This is a genomic window from Profundicola chukchiensis, from assembly GCF_029664245.1.
GTDB classification, from domain to species: domain Bacteria; phylum Bacteroidota; class Bacteroidia; order Flavobacteriales; family Weeksellaceae; genus Profundicola; species Profundicola chukchiensis.
In genome coordinates, this window is sequence record NZ_JANAIE010000009.1 from 59,291 (window position 1) to 78,662 (window position 19,372).

At 35.4% G+C, this 19,372-nt stretch carries 14 protein-coding genes; 8 read left to right on the forward strand and 6 right to left on the reverse strand.

All coding sequences use genetic code 11. The features are described from left to right. Nucleotides 1–95: 95 nt before the first annotated feature. The gene (locus NLM59_RS10970) at nt 96–1,547 is read right to left on the reverse strand and encodes a sodium:solute symporter family protein (protein ID WP_304417825.1); all 1,452 of its coding nucleotides are present in this window, start codon (nt 1,545–1,547) and stop codon (nt 96–98) included. A 273-nt stretch (nt 1,548–1,820) separates the two neighbouring features. Between NLM59_RS10970 and topA the strand changes: the two genes are divergently transcribed. From topA to NLM59_RS11010, 8 genes are all read left to right on the forward strand, one after another. Further along, complete coding sequence (gene topA / locus NLM59_RS10975) at nt 1,821–4,376, forward strand: type I DNA topoisomerase (protein WP_304417826.1); 2,556 nt, start codon at nt 1,821–1,823, stop codon at nt 4,374–4,376. 3 nt (nt 4,377–4,379) lie between these two features. Then, on the forward strand, nt 4,380–5,477 hold the full coding sequence (locus NLM59_RS10980; protein ID WP_304417827.1) for an arginase family protein: 1,098 nt from the start codon (nt 4,380–4,382) through the stop codon (nt 5,475–5,477). A 109-nt stretch (nt 5,478–5,586) separates the two neighbouring features. Then, nucleotides 5,587–7,038: a T9SS ring complex lipoprotein PorK/GldK gene (gene porK, locus NLM59_RS10985; RefSeq protein WP_304417828.1), complete on the forward strand. Its 1,452-nt coding sequence runs from the start codon at nt 5,587–5,589 to the stop codon at nt 7,036–7,038. Between the two features lie 96 nt (nt 7,039–7,134). Next, nucleotides 7,135–7,824 (forward strand): type IX secretion system motor protein PorL/GldL, encoded by a 690-nt coding sequence (gene porL, locus NLM59_RS10990; protein ID WP_304417829.1) that lies wholly within the window; start codon nt 7,135–7,137, stop codon nt 7,822–7,824. A gap of 57 nt (nt 7,825–7,881) precedes the next feature. Next, complete coding sequence (porM, locus tag NLM59_RS10995) at nt 7,882–9,432, forward strand: type IX secretion system motor protein PorM/GldM (protein ID WP_304417830.1); 1,551 nt, start codon at nt 7,882–7,884, stop codon at nt 9,430–9,432. Nucleotides 9,433–9,506: 74 nt separating this feature from the next. Further along, nucleotides 9,507–10,427 (forward strand): type IX secretion system ring subunit PorN/GldN, encoded by a 921-nt coding sequence (gene porN / locus NLM59_RS11000; RefSeq protein WP_304417831.1) that lies wholly within the window; start codon nt 9,507–9,509, stop codon nt 10,425–10,427. Between the two features lie 147 nt (nt 10,428–10,574). Further along, nucleotides 10,575–11,627, forward strand: a complete 1,053-nt coding sequence (locus NLM59_RS11005; RefSeq protein ID WP_304417832.1) for an NAD(P)/FAD-dependent oxidoreductase — start codon at nt 10,575–10,577, stop codon at nt 11,625–11,627. Nucleotides 11,628–11,693: 66 nt separating this feature from the next. Further along, entirely contained in the window at nt 11,694–12,977 is a 1,284-nt protein-coding gene (locus NLM59_RS11010; RefSeq protein ID WP_304417833.1) for an MFS transporter, read from the forward strand. Between the two features lie 116 nt (nt 12,978–13,093). Here the strand turns inward: NLM59_RS11010 and groL are convergent, their stop codons facing one another. The 5 genes from groL to NLM59_RS11035 all read right to left on the reverse strand — a co-directional run bounded on the left by groL (nt 13,094) and on the right by NLM59_RS11035 (nt 19,367). After that, the gene (groL, locus tag NLM59_RS11015; protein ID WP_304417834.1) at nt 13,094–14,737 is read right to left on the reverse strand and encodes a chaperonin GroEL; all 1,644 of its coding nucleotides are present in this window, start codon (nt 14,735–14,737) and stop codon (nt 13,094–13,096) included. A gap of 42 nt (nt 14,738–14,779) precedes the next feature. After that, complete coding sequence (locus NLM59_RS11020) at nt 14,780–15,058, reverse strand: co-chaperone GroES (protein WP_304417835.1); 279 nt, start codon at nt 15,056–15,058, stop codon at nt 14,780–14,782. 237 nt (nt 15,059–15,295) lie between these two features. After that, on the reverse strand, nt 15,296–17,959 hold the full coding sequence (locus NLM59_RS11025; RefSeq protein ID WP_304417836.1) for a zinc-dependent metalloprotease: 2,664 nt from the start codon (nt 17,957–17,959) through the stop codon (nt 15,296–15,298). 181 nt (nt 17,960–18,140) lie between these two features. Next, complete coding sequence (secG, locus tag NLM59_RS11030) at nt 18,141–18,509, reverse strand: preprotein translocase subunit SecG (protein ID WP_304417837.1); 369 nt, start codon at nt 18,507–18,509, stop codon at nt 18,141–18,143. A gap of 3 nt (nt 18,510–18,512) precedes the next feature. Continuing rightward, nucleotides 18,513–19,367 (reverse strand): hypothetical protein, encoded by an 855-nt coding sequence (locus tag NLM59_RS11035; protein WP_304417838.1) that lies wholly within the window; start codon nt 19,365–19,367, stop codon nt 18,513–18,515. Nucleotides 19,368–19,372: the final 5 nt, after the last annotated feature.

Consider the following 19,372-nt stretch of genomic DNA (forward strand, 5'->3'; position numbering starts at 1 on the left):
GCATTTAAACTTTAATCGTTTTAAGCCAGGATTGAAATGCCTAAAAATAAGTTTAATTTAAAATTGAAATTTTGGAGAAAGAATTGAGATTAAGATTATTTATTTAAAATATTGGCTTTTTCAATAAAGGCTTTAGCTTTTTCTGTGTCGTTTTTGGTGAACAAACTGACCGTCACAAAAAGAATAAGTGAGACAGAAATCCCAATTAAGGCTTGTGTTACAGAAGCTATCTCCCAAGCGACAGGTAAGTCAACACCTAGAGCAACCATTAAATTATAGCTAGAGAAAATTAAACCGAAAAGCATAGAAATAAAAGCAGCTTTTGATGTTCCACGAAGCCATAGAAATCCAAATACCAAAGGAATAAATGCACCGCTGGTTAAAAAGTCTGCACCAATCCATGAAATAGTTAAGACAGATTGAATTTTTAACGCTATTAACAAAGCCAACCCACACATTAATAAAGTTGCGAATCTACCCACTAAAACAGAATGTAGAGAACTTAAATTTGGGTTGATATATTTTTGATAAACATCTACAGTTAATGATAGTGCTCCGGTATTTACCAAAGAATCCATCGTTGACATAATAGCTGCACAAAGGCCCACAAAGAGAATCGAGCTCAAGATGGGGTTAGGAATGTTGCTAATTAAATCTGGGATAATTCCTGCTTTTGGAACGCTTTCGTATAGCAAGGTTGAAAACATTCCGGTGTAGGTAACCATTAAATAAAGTGGAATAAATGCTAAAAAGCTAAGTGCCATCATTTTTCTAGCATCCGAAGATTTCTTAGCTGCAGAAATACGTTGCCAAATATTGGCTTGAATCATCCATGAGGTTCCAAAGGTGATGACATATGCTAAATTATCTCCAACATTATTAAAAAATGAAGTGTAGCCAGGTTTATTGTTTAAGACTGCGGTTTCTTTCACCATTTCTAAACCTCCTGATTGATTATAGGTTAAAAAGAATAAGAAAATGGCTGTAAATAAGAAAAATAAAAATTGAAGAAAATCCGTAAGTACGACACCTCTAAATCCACCAAAAAGAGAGTAGGTTAGGACGATTAAGGTTCCAGTGATAGCGCCCATTTCATAAGAAATATCAAAAAAAGCGTGGAAAAATCTTCCTATCACTATGACCTGCACCGCAGCGGCGATTACCATAAATATGATAATAAAAATTGTAAGTAGTAATGCCACTTTGCTATTGTAGCGCTCCGCCATCAGTTGAGGTTGAGAAATCGTTCCTATATTTCTAATACCTCTCGCAAAAATAAACATCAGTGCGGTAGCAATTAAAACCGGTACACCATAAATCCAAAAAGAACTTAACCCATTTCTATGCGCATGATCTACTAAGTCTATTGCAGATCCGCCGCCCCACCACGAAGCCACAAATGTGATTGCTAATAACCACGCAGGTAAATTGCGGGATGCCAAGAAATAATCTTCACTATCAGAACTTTTACGATTCCAAATTCCTACCCCAATTATCCCGAGGATATAAATTGCAAGAAAAATTATGATGATGGTAGTTTTAGGCATAAATATCTAAAAGACAAAAATAGAAAACTTTAAGACAAACTTGAATTTACACTCATTGCTGAATTCACAAATCGACAAATTATGCAACAAAATTTGAATAATATTTATATAAAATCATTTGTGTGTAAAGAAACCCAATGGTAATAAGTAACTTGTATAATGTACACTAACTAAAAGTGCTCGTTAAAAACTAACCTATAAGTACTTGAAAAAAGTTAAACACTGACAAGATTAAGTATTTTGTTTACTTTTGCACCAAATTTCAAGAATTTTATGCCAAAAAATCTCGTTATTGTTGAGTCACCAGCAAAAGCAAAAACCATACAGAAATACTTAGGAGATGATTTTCAAGTTGAGTCTAGTTTTGGACACATCGCGGATCTTCCTAAGAAGAATATGGGTATCGATTTAGATAATAACTTTGAACCACAATATGTTATTTCTCCTGATAAAAAAGAAGTCGTTAAAAAACTAAAAAATATTTCCTCTAAAGTAGATATGGTTTGGTTGGCTTCGGATGAGGACCGGGAAGGGGAAGCTATTGCATGGCATTTATATCATGAATTAGGACTTACCAAAGATAAAACGCGTAGAATTGTATTTAATGAAATTACCAAAAAGGCAATTCAAAATGCAATTAAAAATCCCCGCGAAATCGATCAGGATTTGGTGAATGCACAACAAGCTCGTCGAATTCTAGACCGTTTGGTTGGGTTTGAAATGTCGCCAGTTCTTTGGAAAAAAGTAAGGCCAGGCTTATCCGCAGGTCGTGTGCAATCTGTTGCAGTAAGACTTATCGTTGAGCGTGAAATGGAAATCATGGGCTTTGAGCCGCAAAACAGTTTCAAGTTTGTTGCTATATTTAGTACAACAGACGGAAAAACTTTCCAAGCAACGCTAGATCATGAGTTTGAAACTTATGAAGAAGCAAAAGCGCATATAGAAAAATGTAATGGAGCTAACTTTAAAGTATCGAATGTAGATACACGCCCAGGAAAGAGAAATCCTGCTGCTCCTTTCACAACATCAACATTACAACAGGAAGCTTCTCGTAAATTAGGATATCCTGTGGCGCGTACCATGCGTGTAGCGCAACAATTATATGAGCAAGGTTTAATTACTTATATGAGAACGGATAGTGTAAACTTATCCGATGATGCTTTGGCGGCCTCACACCAAATGATTCTTAAAGAATATGGTAAGGAGTATGCTCAAACCAGAAAATATAAAAGCAAAGCAAAAGGAGCTCAAGAAGCTCACGAGGCGATTCGACCTACCAATTTTGAATTATCTAAATTCAATGGTGATCCGTCTATGTCGCGCTTATATGACTTGATTTGGAAACGTACGGTAGCTAGTCAAATGGCAGAAGCTAAACTAGAGAGAACTACGATTTCGGTTGAAAATGATAAGGAAACAGAACATATATATAAAGGAAACGGAGAGGTAATTCTTTTCGATGGTTTCCTAAAAGTTTATCAAGAAGGAAGTGATGATGACGAGCCAGCAGAAACTGGTTTATCTATTTTACCTAAAGTAAAAGAAGGAGAGAAATTAGATGCAGCTTCTATTAAAGGAACTGAGAAGTTTACTCGTCACGCACCAAGATACACGGAGGCATCTTTAGTTAGAAAATTAGAAGACCTTGGTATTGGACGACCTTCTACTTATGCGCCAACGATTTCAACGATTCAAAGAAGAGAGTATGTAGAGATTGTTAACCTAGATGGGGAACAAAGAGATATTCGCGTATTGGAATTAGCGCAAGGCAAGATTGAGGAGAAGAAAGAAACTGAAACTTTTGGTGCTGATAAGAAAAAATTAAAGCCAACAGATGTTGGAATTGTTGTAAACGATTTCTTAGTGGATTATTTCAAAACCATTATGGATTATCAGTTTACAGCTAAGGTAGAGGAGGATTTTGACCAAATTGCTGAAGGAAAGGAAAGCTGGACAAAAGTTCTTAAAGACTTTTATAAACCATTCCATGAAACAGTAGAGGATGTTCAAGAAAATGCAGATCGTGCTACGGGTGAAAGATTGTTAGGTGTTGACCCAGAATCTGGTAAAAACATGTATGCTAGAATTGGTCGCTATGGTCCGATGATTCAAATTGGTGAAGTAGAAGACGAGGAAAAGCCAAAGTTTGCGAGCTTAAATCCAGATCAAAATATCATGACAATTACCTTTGAGGAGGCTATTAAGCTTTTCGATCTACCTAAAGATTTAGGAAAATACGAAGGTGAAGAGGTTTCTGTAAATGTGGGTAGATATGGTCCATATGTAAGATTTGGTAAAACATTTATTTCTTTAGACAAAGGAGAAGATCCACACGATGTAACAAAGGATAGAGCTATTGAGTTGATTAAATTAAAACAAAAAGCTGATGCTCCGATTGCACAATATGATGGCCTAGATGTAACCAAAGGGAAAGGTAGATTTGGTCCTTTTATCAAGTGGAATGATTTGTTCATCAATGTGAATAAAAAATATGACTTCGATAATTTATCTTCTGCAGATATTAAGGAATTGATTGAAGCTAAGAAGAAAAAAGAGAAGGAAAAGGTAATTCAAGTTTTTGAGGAAGAAGGAATTCGAATCGAAAAAGCTAGATGGGGTAGGTTTAATATTATTAAAGGTAAAACCAAAGTTGAGGTGCCTAAAGAAACTGAAGTCGAAAAGATGACAGCAGAAGAGGCGGCTAAGATAATTGAAGGAGCTACCAAGAAGAAAAAGCCTGCTACGAAGAAAAAAACAGCCACCAAGAAAAAGACAACAACCAAAAAATCTACCGCAACGAAAAAAGCGGCGCCTAAAAAGAAGAAATAATACATGATGGATTTTTCTGAATTTTTAATGCCAGTTCCTTACGAACTGAGATATAAGGAATACTCAGCCTTTTCGGTTTATCAACGTGTGAGGTTTGAGTTGGATGAGGAGTTAGATGCTAATGCTATCGTTTTGCTTGGTATCGACGACAATGAAGTTAATTTGGATGGCGATGAAAATGGATTTTCTCAACTGAGAGATCATTTTTATAGTCTTTCGGTGAGTAATTGGAAGCGCCCGATCTATGATATAGGAACTTTACCCAAAGGAGCCACTTTTGAAGATACTTGTTTTGCTTTGCACCAAGTGGTTAGTCAAATAAACGAAACGGGAGCTACAATTGTAGTCTTAGGAGGAAGTCAAGCCTTTAATTATATTTTATATAAAAGTCTACAGCGTGACTTGTTGAAGGTTGGAACGATAGACATTAAATTAGATATTGAAGGACAGACAGAAGATTTGACCGCCAATAACCATATCACCAAGATGATTTTAGATCAAACACATAGGTTGTTGGAATTTAAAAATATTGGTAGCCAAGCGGTTTATGTTGCAAAAGAAGAATTAGATATTCTAGAGCAATTAAACTTCGAAGATATGCGTTTAGGTAAATTGGTAGAGGATATCAAAAAAGCAGAACCTTTGCTTAGAGATTTAGATTTATTGTCTGTAGACATGAATGTTATGCAATATTCAAGTTTTCAAAATGTAAGTGTGCCTTCTCCAAACGGTCTAACAGAAAGAGAAATTTGTGGATTGATGAGGTATGCTGGTTTAAGTCCTAGTATGAACGTTTTGCATATTTCAAATTTTAACTTATCTATGCATTCGCCAAACAAAATGTTGTTGACCGAAATGCTGTGGTATTTTATTGAGGCAAAAAATAATTTAAAATCAGATGAGACTACCGAAACTTATCGTGTACAGTCAACAGAGGGAGAGATAGTTTTTATATATTCGCAAAGCTCAGACCGTTGGTGGATAGAAGTAGAAGTAGAGGAAGGAAGAAGCTTGATACCATGTAATGAATCAGATTATTTAGATTCTATGAGGGGAGAGATACCCCATAATTGGTTAAAGTTTTACAAAAAATTTTATTGATAACGTATAATAATTATAAATAGCAAACGTTATTGTTTGACAGTCAAAATAATTTTTGGCGATTAATTAAAAAGTAATAGTTTTACAAACTCGCAAAATAAGAGTGATAATGAGAAAAATATTGGTAGTATTTCTTATGGCCTCCTTTTTCTTTTCCTGTGGAGGAAGTGGAAAAAAGAAGAGCAAAAATGACCGAGGTATGATTATTCCAAGTCAAAAGTCGAAGAGCTTTGCTCCAACTAGACCTATCGGAATGGTTCCTGTGCCTGCGGGATCTTTTGTAATGGGTAATACAGATTATGACTTCGCTCAACAGCAAAACGCTACGCCTAAAACGGTAACCGTAAGTGGTTTTTACATTGATGACACAGAAATTACAAACGCAGAGTATAAGGTGTTTGTTGAATTTGTTCGTGATTCTATTGTACGTCAGAAATTAGCAGAAAGAGCTTATGAGATGGGCTTTGATGGAACAACTTCTTCTGGTGCAACTGGATTAGAAGCTTATGCTTTCAAAGATATGAGTGATGGATCTGGGACTCAATCAGCGTATCAAGAGTACATTAATGAAATGGCTGATGGTAGAAGCGGATACGAATCTGAGCGTCAACTTAACTGGGACATCGACTTAATTTGGGATAAATATGAATACCCAGATAGAGATTACGTTGAGGTAATGGAAGAAATGTACTATCCACCAGAAGAAAGATTTAACGGAGAGAGATTAATCGACGTTAGAAAATATAACTACATCTTCACTGAGATTGATAAAAACAAAGCAGCGAGAGCACACTTAAACGAGAATGCTAAAAGAAGTGATTTCGTAATCACGGATACAGTAAACGTTTATCCTGATACTACGGTTTGGGTTCGTGACTTTAACTATGCTTACAACGATCCATTACATAACGACTATTTTTGGAACGAAGCTTATACAGATTATCCAGTAGTAGGAGTTACTTGGGATCAAGCTAGAGCATTCGCGGCTTATAGAACACAAAAGCACAAAGCTTATAACCAATCTCTAAAAGCTAAAAATAGAGAAGACATTATAGACTATAGATTACCAACTGAGGTAGAATGGGAATATGCAGCTCGTGGTGGTAAGCAAGATGCTCCATATCCTTGGGGTGGACCTTACTTAGCAGACAGTAGAGGATGTTATTTAGCTAACTTCAAGCCTAAGCGTGGTGACTATATCGAGGATTGTTGTGCTAAGAATCAAGATGCTGGATTTATGTATACAGCACCGGTTAAAACATTCTTCCCGAATGATTACGGATTATACGATATGTCTGGTAACGTTTCTGAGTGGACACAATCACCATATAGTACAGCGTCTGGAGAATATACATCTACTTTAAACCCTTACTTAGGTGCTGGTAGAGAGATTCCTTCTAAAACTGTAAAAGGTGGTTCTTGGAAAGATGTAGGATATATGTTGATGGTTGGTGCTAGAGATTGGGAGCACAAAGATTCAGCGAGATCTTATATTGGATTCAGAACAGTTCAAAACATTCCTGAGGGAGCGAATGTTAGATATAAGAGAACAAGACAATAAATAAAAAAGAAACTTCAAAAATACCTGCCAGAAAGAAAAGACTGGCACTTCAAAATCAAAAAAAAATCAAAAATCATTAATTAATATTATTCAACAATGGCAGTAAAATCAAGCAAAAAAGATGTAATCTTAAACATGGTGTATTCCTTAGGAGCATCAGTTGTAATTTTAGGAGCATTATTTAAGATTAACCACTGGGCAGTTGGTCCTTTAGATGGTTCAGCAGTTTTGGCAATCGGTCTTATCACTGAGGCTCTTATTTTCATTATTTTCGCATTCGATCCACCAAAAGGAGAGTACGAATGGGAAAGAGCTTATCCTGAATTATTGGATGGTTCAACAGCAGTTAAATCAACTAAGAAAAATGCTTTAGTTCCTACAGGAGATGCTGAGGTATCTTTATCTAACAAATTAGATAAAATGTTAGCTGATGCAAAATTAGACGCTTCATTAATGAGTCGTTTAAGAGATGGTATCGACAACTTCAGCCATGCAGTAGCAGACATCAACAAATCAGTAGATGCATCTTCAGCAACCCAAGCTTATGGTGATCAATTAGCTTTAGCGGCTAACCACATGGAAGGTTTAAATGCATTATACCAAGTACAATTAGACAACGGCAAAAAGCAAGTAGAATTAAATAAGAAATTCATTTCTGAAATGGAGAAATCTGCATCAGGTTCTGAGCAGTTCATGCAAGAAATGAACAAGTTAACTACAAACGTAAACAACTTGAACAAAGTTTATGGAGGTATGTTAACAGCTATGAGAAATCCTGGAGCATAATCTCAGTTTTTCACTAAGACTTATTAAATGTATATTAATTCTACAAATTACTAAAAAATGGCCAAGGGAAAAGTATCACCACGGCAGAAGATGATCAACCTGATGTATCTAATCTTTATTGCTATGATGGCAATGCAAGTAGATAGAGAGGTGTTGAGATCTTTTGAAGACGTAAATAAATCTTTCGAGCAATCAATCGCTTTAACGGAAGAAAATAACTCAACTTTCTATAAGAACATGGAAATGAAAGCAGAGGATGATCCAGATTATGCGGGCACAGTAGCCAAAGCAAAATCTTTAAAATCTGATGTTGACGATTTCGTGAACTATATCGAAGGTTTAAAAGAACAATTAAGACCAGAAGAGGAAGTTCCTGCTGATCCAAACGAGGAAGTAGAAACTAACTATAATGCTCTTCAAAGTACAGAAGCTATCGTTCAATTATTCTTTAAAGAAGAAGGGAAAGGAAACGTAGTAGAAGGAAACACAGAAGCACAGAACTTTGTTAAGAGAATTCAAGATATTAAAGCAAAGTTAAAAAATGCAGGTGTTGATGATAGAAGATTAAATTCGGTATTCGACACAGAAACAATGTCTAAAAGACAAAGTAAATCATGGGTTAGCGATAAATTCTATGAGCAGCCAATGATTGCAGCATTAACTAACTTAACAAAGATTCAAGCAGATGCTAGAACTGAGGAGGGTAACGCAATCCGCCAAATGTTATCTAGTAAATTAGAGGAGAAAATCGAATTTACAACGACTACTTTATTAGTTGACGTTCCAGATGTAATTAAAGAAGGTACTCAAAAAGAAGCTTTCTTAGCAATTGGAGCATATAACGACGAAGTAGGTGGAACAATTACATTAAATGGTAAAGATTATCCATTAAACGCTGGTAAAGCAACAATTCCATTAAGCTCTGCAAAAGGTAACCATACCTTTGCTGGTAAGGTGAAATATAAATTACCAAATGGAACTGAGAAAGAAGAGGAATTCTCTCACTCTTACTCTGTAGTATCTGAGACATTAGAAACTGCACCTTCAGGAGGTTCAATTTCTGCGGATAAGATGAATGTTGTTTATCGTGGTGTAACCAACCCAATTACTGCAACAATCAATGGTGCTGATGGACCTATCAGTATGTCTGCATCTACAGGTTCGTTAAGTGGATCTAACGGTAGCTATAACTATGTAGTTTCTGGAGGGAACAGTGTAATATTCACTGCTTCAGCTAAAACTTCATCTGGTAAAACAGTTACGGAGAGAAAAGAATTTAGAATTAAGCCAATTCCTGCGCCACAAGGACAAATCCGTGGAAAAAATGCTTTAACTGTAGCTAAGAGCTCATTGAGCAGATTACAAGTAGAGGCGTCAATTCCAGATTTCGAATTCCCAGTATCATTCACAGTTACTAGCTTTAAGGTTAAAGTACCAGGACAGAAAACAGTTTCTGTTAGTGGTAATAACTTAAGTGGAGTTGGAAGAATCTTAGATCAAGTACAAGCAGGAGCTGCGGTAAATATCTTTGATATCGAGGCAACAGCAAGTGGTTTAGGAAACACAAGAATTCCTAATATTGCACCAGTTGTAATTGATGTACAATAAGATTACGTATTTTTGCACAATGAAATACTAATTTCAACGTTATTTCAGAACAGAATAGAAACAAAGAACATAAAATGAATAGTAAGTTTTTAAGTATAATTTTAGTCTTGTTAGGATTCAGCGCAACTTATGCGCAGAGTATCCTGAACGCTAAATCGCCTGAAGAATTAAGGCAAATGCGTGAACAAAACTTAACGGTTACAGCCAAAGGTGACACGATAGAAAAGGACGTTACGCCTATGGATTATGGCTTCATCAATGAAGATGATGTACTATATTCTAAGGTAGTATGGGAAGTGATTGATTTAAATGAAAGAATTAATCAGCCTTACTATAACTCATCTGATGGTACTGTTTATCAAACTTTGTCTTTATTCGATGCGTTGAAGCAAGGTATTGAAAGTGGAGAAATCACAGAAGTTTTCGACGACGAATATTTCCAATATAAAATTGACAATGATGCTGCCATGAGCGCTTTATCGAGAAGCGATACTACCGATTGGTATTGGGAGCAAAAAGAGCAAGGTCTAGACATGAGCCAAGTAGCTGACCCTGGTTTAGATAACTACGTTATTGAATCAGATAAGATTAAAATGGTGAAAGTTAAAGGCATGTGGTACATTGACAAGAGATTATCGGAAATGCGTTATAGAATTTTAGGTTTAGCCATGATGGGGCCAGATGCTCAATCAATTGGTAGAGGATTCGAGGGAGCAGATGATTACGTAGATTTATTCTGGGTATTCTATCCAGATGCACGTAAAGTACTACATAAGTACACCATCTTCAACCCACAGAACTCTGCATCTAAAGTTACTTTCGATGATATGTTAAATGCACGTAGATTCAATGCGATTATTTATAAATCAAGCGATGCTTTGGGTAACAGAAGTATAGAAGACTATCTTCCAAAAGACGCTCAAGCACAGCTAGAAGAATCACACAGAATTCGTGGAACTATCTTAGAAAGAGAAAACGATATGTGGAATTACTAATCTGAGTTTTCATAATAATAAAAAAAGCCTTTTCAATTTTGAAGAGGCTTTTTTGCGTTCAAGATAATTTATAAATAGCGTTTTATAGCTATCGAAATTCATTTTCAGTAACTTTGTACTTCTATTTAACCTCCACGAAAATATTGTATGCCACAAAAAGTAGATTATCTCATTGTAGGATTGGGAATAGCAGGTGTTTGTTTTGCAAAACAATGCTTAGACAACAATAAAACTTTTAAAATTATTGCTGATAACAAAAAACAAGCGTCTCATGTGGCGGCCGGGATGTATAATCCAATCATACTTTTTCGTTTTACCACGATTCATAGAGCTGTGGAGCAAATGGATCAGTTGGTGAAAACCTTTGGTGAATTTGAGTCCTTATTAAATCAGAAGATTATTCACCCTAAGAAAATTTATAGAATTTTTGCCAATCAGCATGAAACTGAAATTTGGGTAAAGAAAATTTCAAAGAAACCTATTCTCCAAAAATTCCTGAACCCAGAGATTATTCCTAATTCTTTTGAAGGAATTCATGCGCCCTATGGTTTTGGTGAAGTAATGCATTGTGGTTGGGTAGATATGAGTTTGTTAATTGAATCCTTTAAAAAGCAATTTAACGAGCATATAATCAATGAAAGATTCGATTATGACTCTATGGATACAGAAACCAATAAGTATGGTGATATTGAATCTAAACAGGTTGTTTTTGCAGAAGGTGTAGGGCTGGAGCACAATCCATATTTTAATTATGTTCCCATTATCAAGAATAAGGGTGAAATTTTAGAATTGGAGATAGATCAAGAACTTCCAGATATCATTTTTAAATCTAAAAACTTCCTTATGCCTTTAGGTGGAAATAAATATTATGTTGGAGCTACCTACGATGTTGATTATGATTCACCAGAACCTACCGAAGCCAATAAGGAATTATTGCTAGAGAAATTATCGGCATATTATAAAGGTGAATACAAAGTGGTAGAGCATAGGGCTGCCTTCCGACCAACTGTAGAGGATAGACGAAGTATTATAGGGGAACATCCTAAATTTAGAAATATGTTTCTACTCAATGGCATGGGAACTAGAGGATCTTTTAATGCTCCAAGTTTATCTCAATATCTATTTAATCATATTGAACACAAATCTGAAATCCCTGAGGAATATAAGCTGAGTAGATTTAATAACCTATTGAAGGATTAAATTCCTAGTCTTTAAATTTTTAATTTTGAAAAGCATAAATTGCTCGGTATTTAATTTGTTGCGTATATGAATGTAATTTCAAAAGAAAGAAAATCACAACAGTTTGCATGGGCATTTTATGATTGGGCCAATTCGGTTTATTCATTGGTGATAACTACGGCTATTTTTCCTATATATTTTAGTTCTGTATTAGACGATTTTAAGAAAGTAGCTGTCTTTGGAATTCCATTCTCAGATAAGGGAATATTATATTCTTATTCTATTACAGCCTCTTTTATGATTGTTGTTTTAATTTCTCCCATTCTATCTGCGGTTGCCGATCAAATTGGTAATAAGAAACTATTCCTTAAGATTTTCTCTTGGCTAGGAGCGATGGGATGTTTTTCATTGTTCTTCTTCACGGATTATAATACATTATGGATTGGGATTTTAGGCAGTATACTCGCGAGTGTAGGTTATTGGGGAAGTTTAGTTTTTTATAATGCTTATTTACCGGAAATTGCTGAAAAAGAACAACAGGATCAATTAAGTGCTAGAGGATTTATTTATGGTTATTTAGGCTCAGCGATTCTATTGATTATTTGTTTAATCTTCATAACACTTGTAGATGAAGCATTAACACGATATTCCTTTATACTTGTTGCACTATGGTGGATAGGTTTTGCTCAATATACTTTTATCAAGCTGCCTAAGAGCTATACCAAACCTAGTAAAATTAGGTCTAAACAAATTTTATTTCATAGTCATAGAGAATTACTCCAAGTAGGAAATCAATTATTTCAAGAACGAAATCTTAAGTTTTATCTGCTGGCGTTCTTTCTATTAAGTGTAGGTATTCAAACCATTAACTACATGGCAACCATATTTGGTAAAGATGAATTAGGCTTAAATACCAACAAACTCATTATTACCATATTATTAATACAATTCGTAGCGGTGGCTGGATCTTATATTTTCTCAAGATTATCTAAGAGATTTGGGAACTTAAAATCTCTAACTTTAGGTTTATTGATTTGGGCTTTAATCTGCTTAGGAGCCTTTATGATGCACAGCACAGATAAATACGTGGAATATGAATTCTATGCGTTAGGAGCGACCGTAGGACTAGTTTTGGGAGGTGTTCAAGCATTAACTCGTTCTACTTATTCGAAATTACTACCTAAAACAAGTGATAACACGATTTACTTTAGCTTTTATGATATTGTAGAAAAAGTAGCCTTGATTTTAGGAAGCTTCATTTTTGCTCAGGTTTTATATTTAACCGGTAGTATGCAGTATTCAGCTTTATCCTTGGGGATTTTCTTTTTACTTTCGATTATTCTTTTACGTCAGGTAAAGATGGAAGAATAGAAATTTTTAAATCAAATTTAAGTTTAAATAGAGTAGGGCATACCGGTCTTAATTATTTTAAACAAAAAAAAGACTGCCAAATTAGACAGTCTTTTGAATTTATTATTGTGAGATGATTACATCATTCCACCCATGCCGCCCATTCCTGGCATACCTGCTGGCATTCCACCACCATCATTTTCCGATGGGATTTCATATACAACAGCTTCTGTTGTGACCAACATTCCTGCTACAGATGCAGCATTTTCTAAAGCTACTCTTGTTACTTTAGTAGGGTCGATAATACCATCTTCAAGCATATTTACATATTGCTCTGTTTTAGCATTATATCCGTAATCACCAGTTTCGCCTTTAATTTTAGCAACCACAACAGATCCTTCTCCGCCTGCGTTAGCTACGATTTGACGTAATGGCTCTTCGATAGCTTTCTTAATGATATTGATACCAGTTTTCTCATCAGCATTTTCTGCTTCTAAGCTAGATAATGCCTCAATAGCTCTCACTAATGCAACACCACCACCAGCAACGATACCTTCTTCTACAGCAGCTCTAGTTGCGTGTAAAGCATCGTCAACTCTATCTTTCTTCTCTTTCATTTCAACTTCAGAAGCTGCTCCAACATACATTACAGCTACTCCACCAGCTAATTTAGCCAATCTTTCTTGTAATTTTTCTTTGTCGTAGTCAGAAGTTGTATTCTCTAATTGAGATTTGATTTGGTTTACTCTGTCTTTGATAGCTTGCTCTTCACCAGCACCATTAACAACTGTAGTATTGTCTTTGTCGATAGAAACTTTCTCTGCAGTACCTAGCATGTCTAAAGTAGCATTTTCTAAAGAGAATCCTCTTTCTTCAGAGATTACAGTACCACCTGTCAAGATAGCGATGTCTTCTAGCATAGCTTTTCTTCTATCACCAAATCCTGGAGCTTTAACAGCAGCAATCTTAAGTGAACCTCTCAATTTGTTAACTACCAAAGTAGCTAAAGCTTCTCCTTCAACTTCTTCTGAGATAATTAATAAAGATTTACCTTGTTGTGCAACTGGCTCTAAGATTGGTAAAAGATCCTTCATGTTAGAAATCTTTTTGTCATATAACAAGATCATTGGGTTCTCCAATTCAGTTGTCATTTTCTCAGAGTTAGTAACGAAGTAAGGAGATTGGTATCCTCTGTCGAATTGCATTCCTTCTACTACGTCCACGTAAGTGTCAGTACCTTTAGCTTCCTCAACAGTGATTACACCTTCTTTTCCAACTCTAGAGAATGCATCAGCGATTAAAGACCCGATTACATCGTCGTTGTTAGCTGAGATAGAAGCAACTTGCTTAATCATTTCAGAGCTATCACCAACTTCTGTAGAAATTGTTTTTAAGAAAGCAACTACAGCTTCAACAGCTTTGTCGATTCCTCTTTTTAAATCCATTGGGTTAGCACCTGCAGCAACGTTTTTCAAACCTTCGCGAACGATAGCTTGAGCTAAAACAGTTGCAGTAGTAGTACCGTCACCAGCTAAATCATTTGCACGAGATGCAACTTCTTTCACCATTTGTGCACCCATGTTTTCGATTGGATCTTCTAACTCGATTTCGCGAGCAACAGAAACACCATCTTTAGTTACGTTTGGAGCTCCAAATGATTTTCCTAAAACAACGTTTCTACCTTTTGGTCCTAATGTAACTTTCACTGCATCAGCCAAACGGTCAACTCCTCGTTTTAATGCATCTCTTGATTCAACATTGAATTTTATATCTTTTGCCATAATTTGTTCTAATTTTTAATTAGTATTTTAAATAAGTTTAGTTTAAACAATTGCGAAAATGTCAGACTCTCTCATGATTAGATAGTCTTTGCCATTTAATTTAAGTTCAGTACCAGCATATTTACCATACAAAACTTTATCACCAACCTTAACTGTAACTGGCTCATCTTTTTTACCAGGTCCAGCAGCAACAATAACACCTTCTTGTGGTTTCTCCTTTGCGGTATCAGGAATAATAATTCCAGAAGCGGTTTTTGTCTCAGCTGGAGACGGCTCAACAACCACTCTGTCTGCTAACGGTTTAATGTTTAAATCACTCATAGTATTTTATGTTTTTTATTTTTAAATTAATTGCAAGCTATTAAGTCATATTCCATGCCAAGTGAAACCTTATTTTTTTATCATAAAATGGTAATGAGTTGAATTTTAGAATCTTGTGGTTTTAAAATAATAATCTTATTAACTGAAGGATAATATGATGTCAGTTTTAGTCAAAAAAAGAATGCCAAGCTGTCAGTCAGCTTGGCATTCTATATTTATTCAGAAATAATTCTTTGCTTACTTAACAATAAGTTTTTTGCTGATTATTTCGTTTCCAGTTTGAATTTGTAAGATGTAAACACCTTGTGCAACTGAATCTAAATTCAATACGTGGTTGAATGTACCAGTAGCTTCTTTGTCTTTATAAGAAAGGATTTGTTTTCCTGTAACATCATAAACACCTAAAGAAACTCCTTTAGTAGCAAGATCCATTTTCACGTTAAACTCACCTTTTGATGGGTTAGGATATACATGAACCATCATGTTATCTTTATTCACATCATTTACTCCCATTGGAGAAGTAGTTGTTTTACAGAATGAAATAGTTGCTGCATTAAATGTACCTGTATCACCAGATCCACCATCTCTAACTCCTACCAACCAGTTTCCTTGTGTTTGGAATCCTTCGTATGAACTAAATGGAACGTTTGGAGCAACAGTTCCTGACGTAGTTTCTGAACAGTCTACAGCTGGTTCACCATCTGCAAATGTTAAATTTAAGTTGTCAGCTGAAGCACATTGTCTGTTCCAAATAAAGTTTAAGTTAGATGGAGAAGGAGAGTTAAATGCAATCTGTAAATCACCTACATAAGTGTGTGTAATATCCACAGAAACACGAATTTCTTCTACTGGTCCAACATCTGTAACTGGTACTGTACCTACAGCATATGATCCGTAGCTAGATCCTGTTCCGTCAGCGATATCTAGAGGTAATCCAATAGCGTCGAAATCATGACAAGTTACACTAACGTCATATCCAATTAAGAATTTTTGACTTAATGCATAGAAAATATTGTCAACAGCTTTTACCATAATGAAAGCATTTTCTGTCATAGCATCTGCTGGAATGTTAACTGTATAAGAACCGTTGTTATCTACATTTTCTGCAAGTAAAGTAAATGTATCACCATCATCAGTTGATAATAAAATATCTACTAAAGTAGTATTTACTGGAGCTTGAGTAGTTTCTGCTACGTTCCAAGTAACTTCTAATTCAGAACCTGTAGGAACTGAAGAGCTTGAATTAGGTGAATTTACTCTAAATGCACCACCATTAGCTGTTACACCAATTCTAATTCTTTCAGAAATAGTTTGTCCACCAGCAGGGTTGTTATCTCTAACTTGTAAAGCGAAGTTCATACTACGAGCTACATTAGAAACTGATTCGAATGGAGTAGAAAGAATTCCTTGTTTTACTTTGTCAAATGAAGGAATATAACGAACAGGGCTAGTGGTTGGAGGTACACTTCTAACGATAGGACCATTAGATCTGTTAGGATCACCAACTTTAAAGTCGTTATAAGCCGAGCTACTAGAGTCTACTTGTTCCCAAGTAAATGTAATTTCGTCGCCATCAGCATCTGCACCTGATCCACTTAAAATAAATGGAGTTCCTACTGGAATTGTATATCCACCTCCTGCATCTACAGTTGGAGTTTGGTTAGCAATAATTGTCTCTGTTGGACAAGTTTTGTTTTTAATATTATAAGTAATTTGTTGAATGCTTCCTGTGTGGAAATAATCATCACTATACATTTGTACGTTGGTATGAGGATAAGTAATACCAGCATATCCCATAATGGTTGAACCACTACCAGGCTCGTAGTTAACTCCTGTTCCCTCATATCTACTGAAAGTATGGTTAGCACCTAATTGGTGACCAATTTCGTGAACAACAAAGTCAACATCGAATCTATCTCCTTCTGGCTGACCATCGTATGGAGATGTAAATGCACTACCTTTTCTAGGTCCACAAACACAACCGATACAACCTGCGTTTCCACCACCACCAGTAGCACCAAATAAGTGACCGATGTCGTAGTTAGCATCACCAATAACAGATGTTAAAGTAGATTGTAATTGGTTGTTCCAAGCGCTCATTCCAGAAGCTGGAGAGTATGGATCTGTAGCAGCATTAGTATAAACAACATCAGCGTTGTTTTCAATCATTGTTAAATGTACGGTTACGTCTCTTTCTAAGATGCTATTTACTCTTGTCATAGTAGCATTCATACCTGCTAAAGCACCTTCTACAGTACCACCAAAGTATTGTGCATATTCACCAGTACAAGATAAAGCTAATCTGAAGTCACGCATTGTTTGATCATCTGCGTCTAATCCTTCAGGAGCGTTGTGATATCTGTCCAATAATTCGTTTTCCATCTCTTCGTCTGGCGTTGTAGTACAAGCCCACTCAGGAGATTTGTCACTCTTTCTTTTAACAATATAAACTGAGTTATCAGTTGTAACTGCTTCTGTGAAAGTAGTGTAGTTACCAGCTTCTACACGCATAGATTGAACTCCTAATGGAGAAACACTGAACGCAATAGAAACAGCTGGATTTGTAGTGCTCACACCTCTATAAGATCTAATGTTTGGAAACTGAGCTTGTAATCCAGGCGCGAAGTTAGAGGCTTCTGCTACATAAAACTTCTCAAACTTCCCGTGAATATTAGGGAATTCTAATGTGTGATTAGATTCAATAGCATAGTTTACTCTTTCTGGAACACCTTCTAGGTGATTCATTAGAGCTGCAAGGTCAATTGCATAAAGATTTTGGTCTTGAACAACTACTTTGTTGTCCTTTAGCTCTTTTTGATTAATCGAAGTAGACGTCCAGAAATTCTGGGCGAAGATACTACCACTCATAATCAAGCAAAGCATGAATAAACGTGTTTTCATAAAATTAATTAAATAATGTATTAAAAGTTCTTTTTTATACAGATTTGTAAAAATATTAAAATATTTAAGCTTATCACCTTAATGCTGACTTAAATTATGTTAAGGTTTGCGAATATTCACAAAAAAAACGACAGATTTACACAATCAGTCGTTTTTTTATATTTTTTAGTAAGGCCTCAATTTATTCAGCTGTCTCAGTTGGTTCAGCTGGAGCTAGTGGTTGAGCAGGTGCATCGGCACCGTCACCTGGTGTAGCTTGAGGTAAAGTATTCTCCAAAACTGGAATATCTGGTACTAAGTTTTGACCTCCTGTTCTTGGTAACATTACGTTAGCTAAGATAACTACTGCAGCAATAATTGCAGCTAAAGTCCAAGTAGCTTTGTCTAAAAAGTCATTGGTTCTTTGAACACCAAACATTTGACTTCCGCCACCTCCAAATGTAGAAGATAATCCTCCACCTTTAGGATTTTGAGATAATATAACTAGTGTTAAGATTAAGCAAATTGCCATTAACACTATCATTAAGAATATAAATGTACCAGTTACCATATTTTATTTATGCTTTAATTCTTGAATTTCTTTAATTTGGTCTGCAAAGTAACCACTTTTTTCTGGATATTTCAAACGTAAAATTGTATAAGCTTTAATTGCTTTATCAAATTTATTTTGTTCTACATAGATTTTTGCCAAAGTTTCAGTCATTAAATGTGATAAATTCTCTTTATTCGTACTTTGAATTTCTATGCTTGGTTTGTATTCCTTAGAAGGTGTGATTTTTGGGTTTTTATCTAAAAACTCTTCAATTACTTTAAACTTTTCGTTAACCACATCGGTTTCTTTGGCTACTTCTTCAGTTTCTTCTGGAGTTCGATGACTGCTTTTTAACCACTGACTAAATGATAAATTAGATTTAGCTGTTTCAGCTGTAGTCGTTTCCTCTTTGTCTTCTGGCTTAGTAGGTTCTATGATTTTTTCCTCCTCAACTTTAGGATAAACTTTCTCGTGAGCCTTAATTAAGCTTTCAATTTCTTCTTGTTTGTCATCTACAATCTCTTTTTCAGCAGAAGTTTCTTCCTGACTTTTTTGTTTGATGACATCTTGAATATTAGCTTCAGAATCAACTTCTTCTAAATCAATCTCTTCTTTTGCAGTTTCTTCCTCAACTACCTTCTCTTGAGTTTCGGTATGAATGTATTCGAATAAAATACTTCTATTAGAACAGAATGTTGCTGTTTTATTTAAAACAGAAGTCAAGGTTTCCTCATCAGAAGTGGATACGGCTTTTGCCTTAAGCAACTGTAATGCTTGAAAATAAGGGTATTTCTCTATCTCATCCTCAATTTGAAATAAATCTTGGGACGAAATGGAAAGGGGATTATGAAAAAGATTTAAAATTTGACTATTCATTTTTT

What these genes read in the sequence shown, in the direction of transcription:
- NLM59_RS10970 (WP_304417825.1), bottom strand. Translation starts at nt 1,547, where the DNA reads ATGCCTAAAACTACCATCATCATAATTTTTCTTGCAATTTATATCCTC.
- topA (WP_304417826.1), top strand. Translation starts at nt 1,821, where the DNA reads ATGCCAAAAAATCTCGTTATTGTTGAGTCACCAGCAAAAGCAAAAACC.
- NLM59_RS10980 (WP_304417827.1), top strand. Translation starts at nt 4,380, where the DNA reads ATGATGGATTTTTCTGAATTTTTAATGCCAGTTCCTTACGAACTGAGA.
- porK (WP_304417828.1), top strand. Translation starts at nt 5,587, where the DNA reads ATGAGAAAAATATTGGTAGTATTTCTTATGGCCTCCTTTTTCTTTTCC.
- porL (WP_304417829.1), top strand. Translation starts at nt 7,135, where the DNA reads ATGGCAGTAAAATCAAGCAAAAAAGATGTAATCTTAAACATGGTGTAT.
- porM (WP_304417830.1), top strand. Translation starts at nt 7,882, where the DNA reads ATGGCCAAGGGAAAAGTATCACCACGGCAGAAGATGATCAACCTGATG.
- porN (WP_304417831.1), top strand. Translation starts at nt 9,507, where the DNA reads ATGAATAGTAAGTTTTTAAGTATAATTTTAGTCTTGTTAGGATTCAGC.
- NLM59_RS11005 (WP_304417832.1), top strand. Translation starts at nt 10,575, where the DNA reads ATGCCACAAAAAGTAGATTATCTCATTGTAGGATTGGGAATAGCAGGT.
- NLM59_RS11010 (WP_304417833.1), top strand. Translation starts at nt 11,694, where the DNA reads ATGAATGTAATTTCAAAAGAAAGAAAATCACAACAGTTTGCATGGGCA.
- groL (WP_304417834.1), bottom strand. Translation starts at nt 14,737, where the DNA reads ATGGCAAAAGATATAAAATTCAATGTTGAATCAAGAGATGCATTAAAA.
- NLM59_RS11020 (WP_304417835.1), bottom strand. Translation starts at nt 15,058, where the DNA reads ATGAGTGATTTAAACATTAAACCGTTAGCAGACAGAGTGGTTGTTGAG.
- NLM59_RS11025 (WP_304417836.1), bottom strand. Translation starts at nt 17,959, where the DNA reads ATGAAAACACGTTTATTCATGCTTTGCTTGATTATGAGTGGTAGTATC.
- secG (WP_304417837.1), bottom strand. Translation starts at nt 18,509, where the DNA reads ATGGTAACTGGTACATTTATATTCTTAATGATAGTGTTAATGGCAATT.
- NLM59_RS11035 (WP_304417838.1), bottom strand. Translation starts at nt 19,367, where the DNA reads ATGAATAGTCAAATTTTAAATCTTTTTCATAATCCCCTTTCCATTTCG.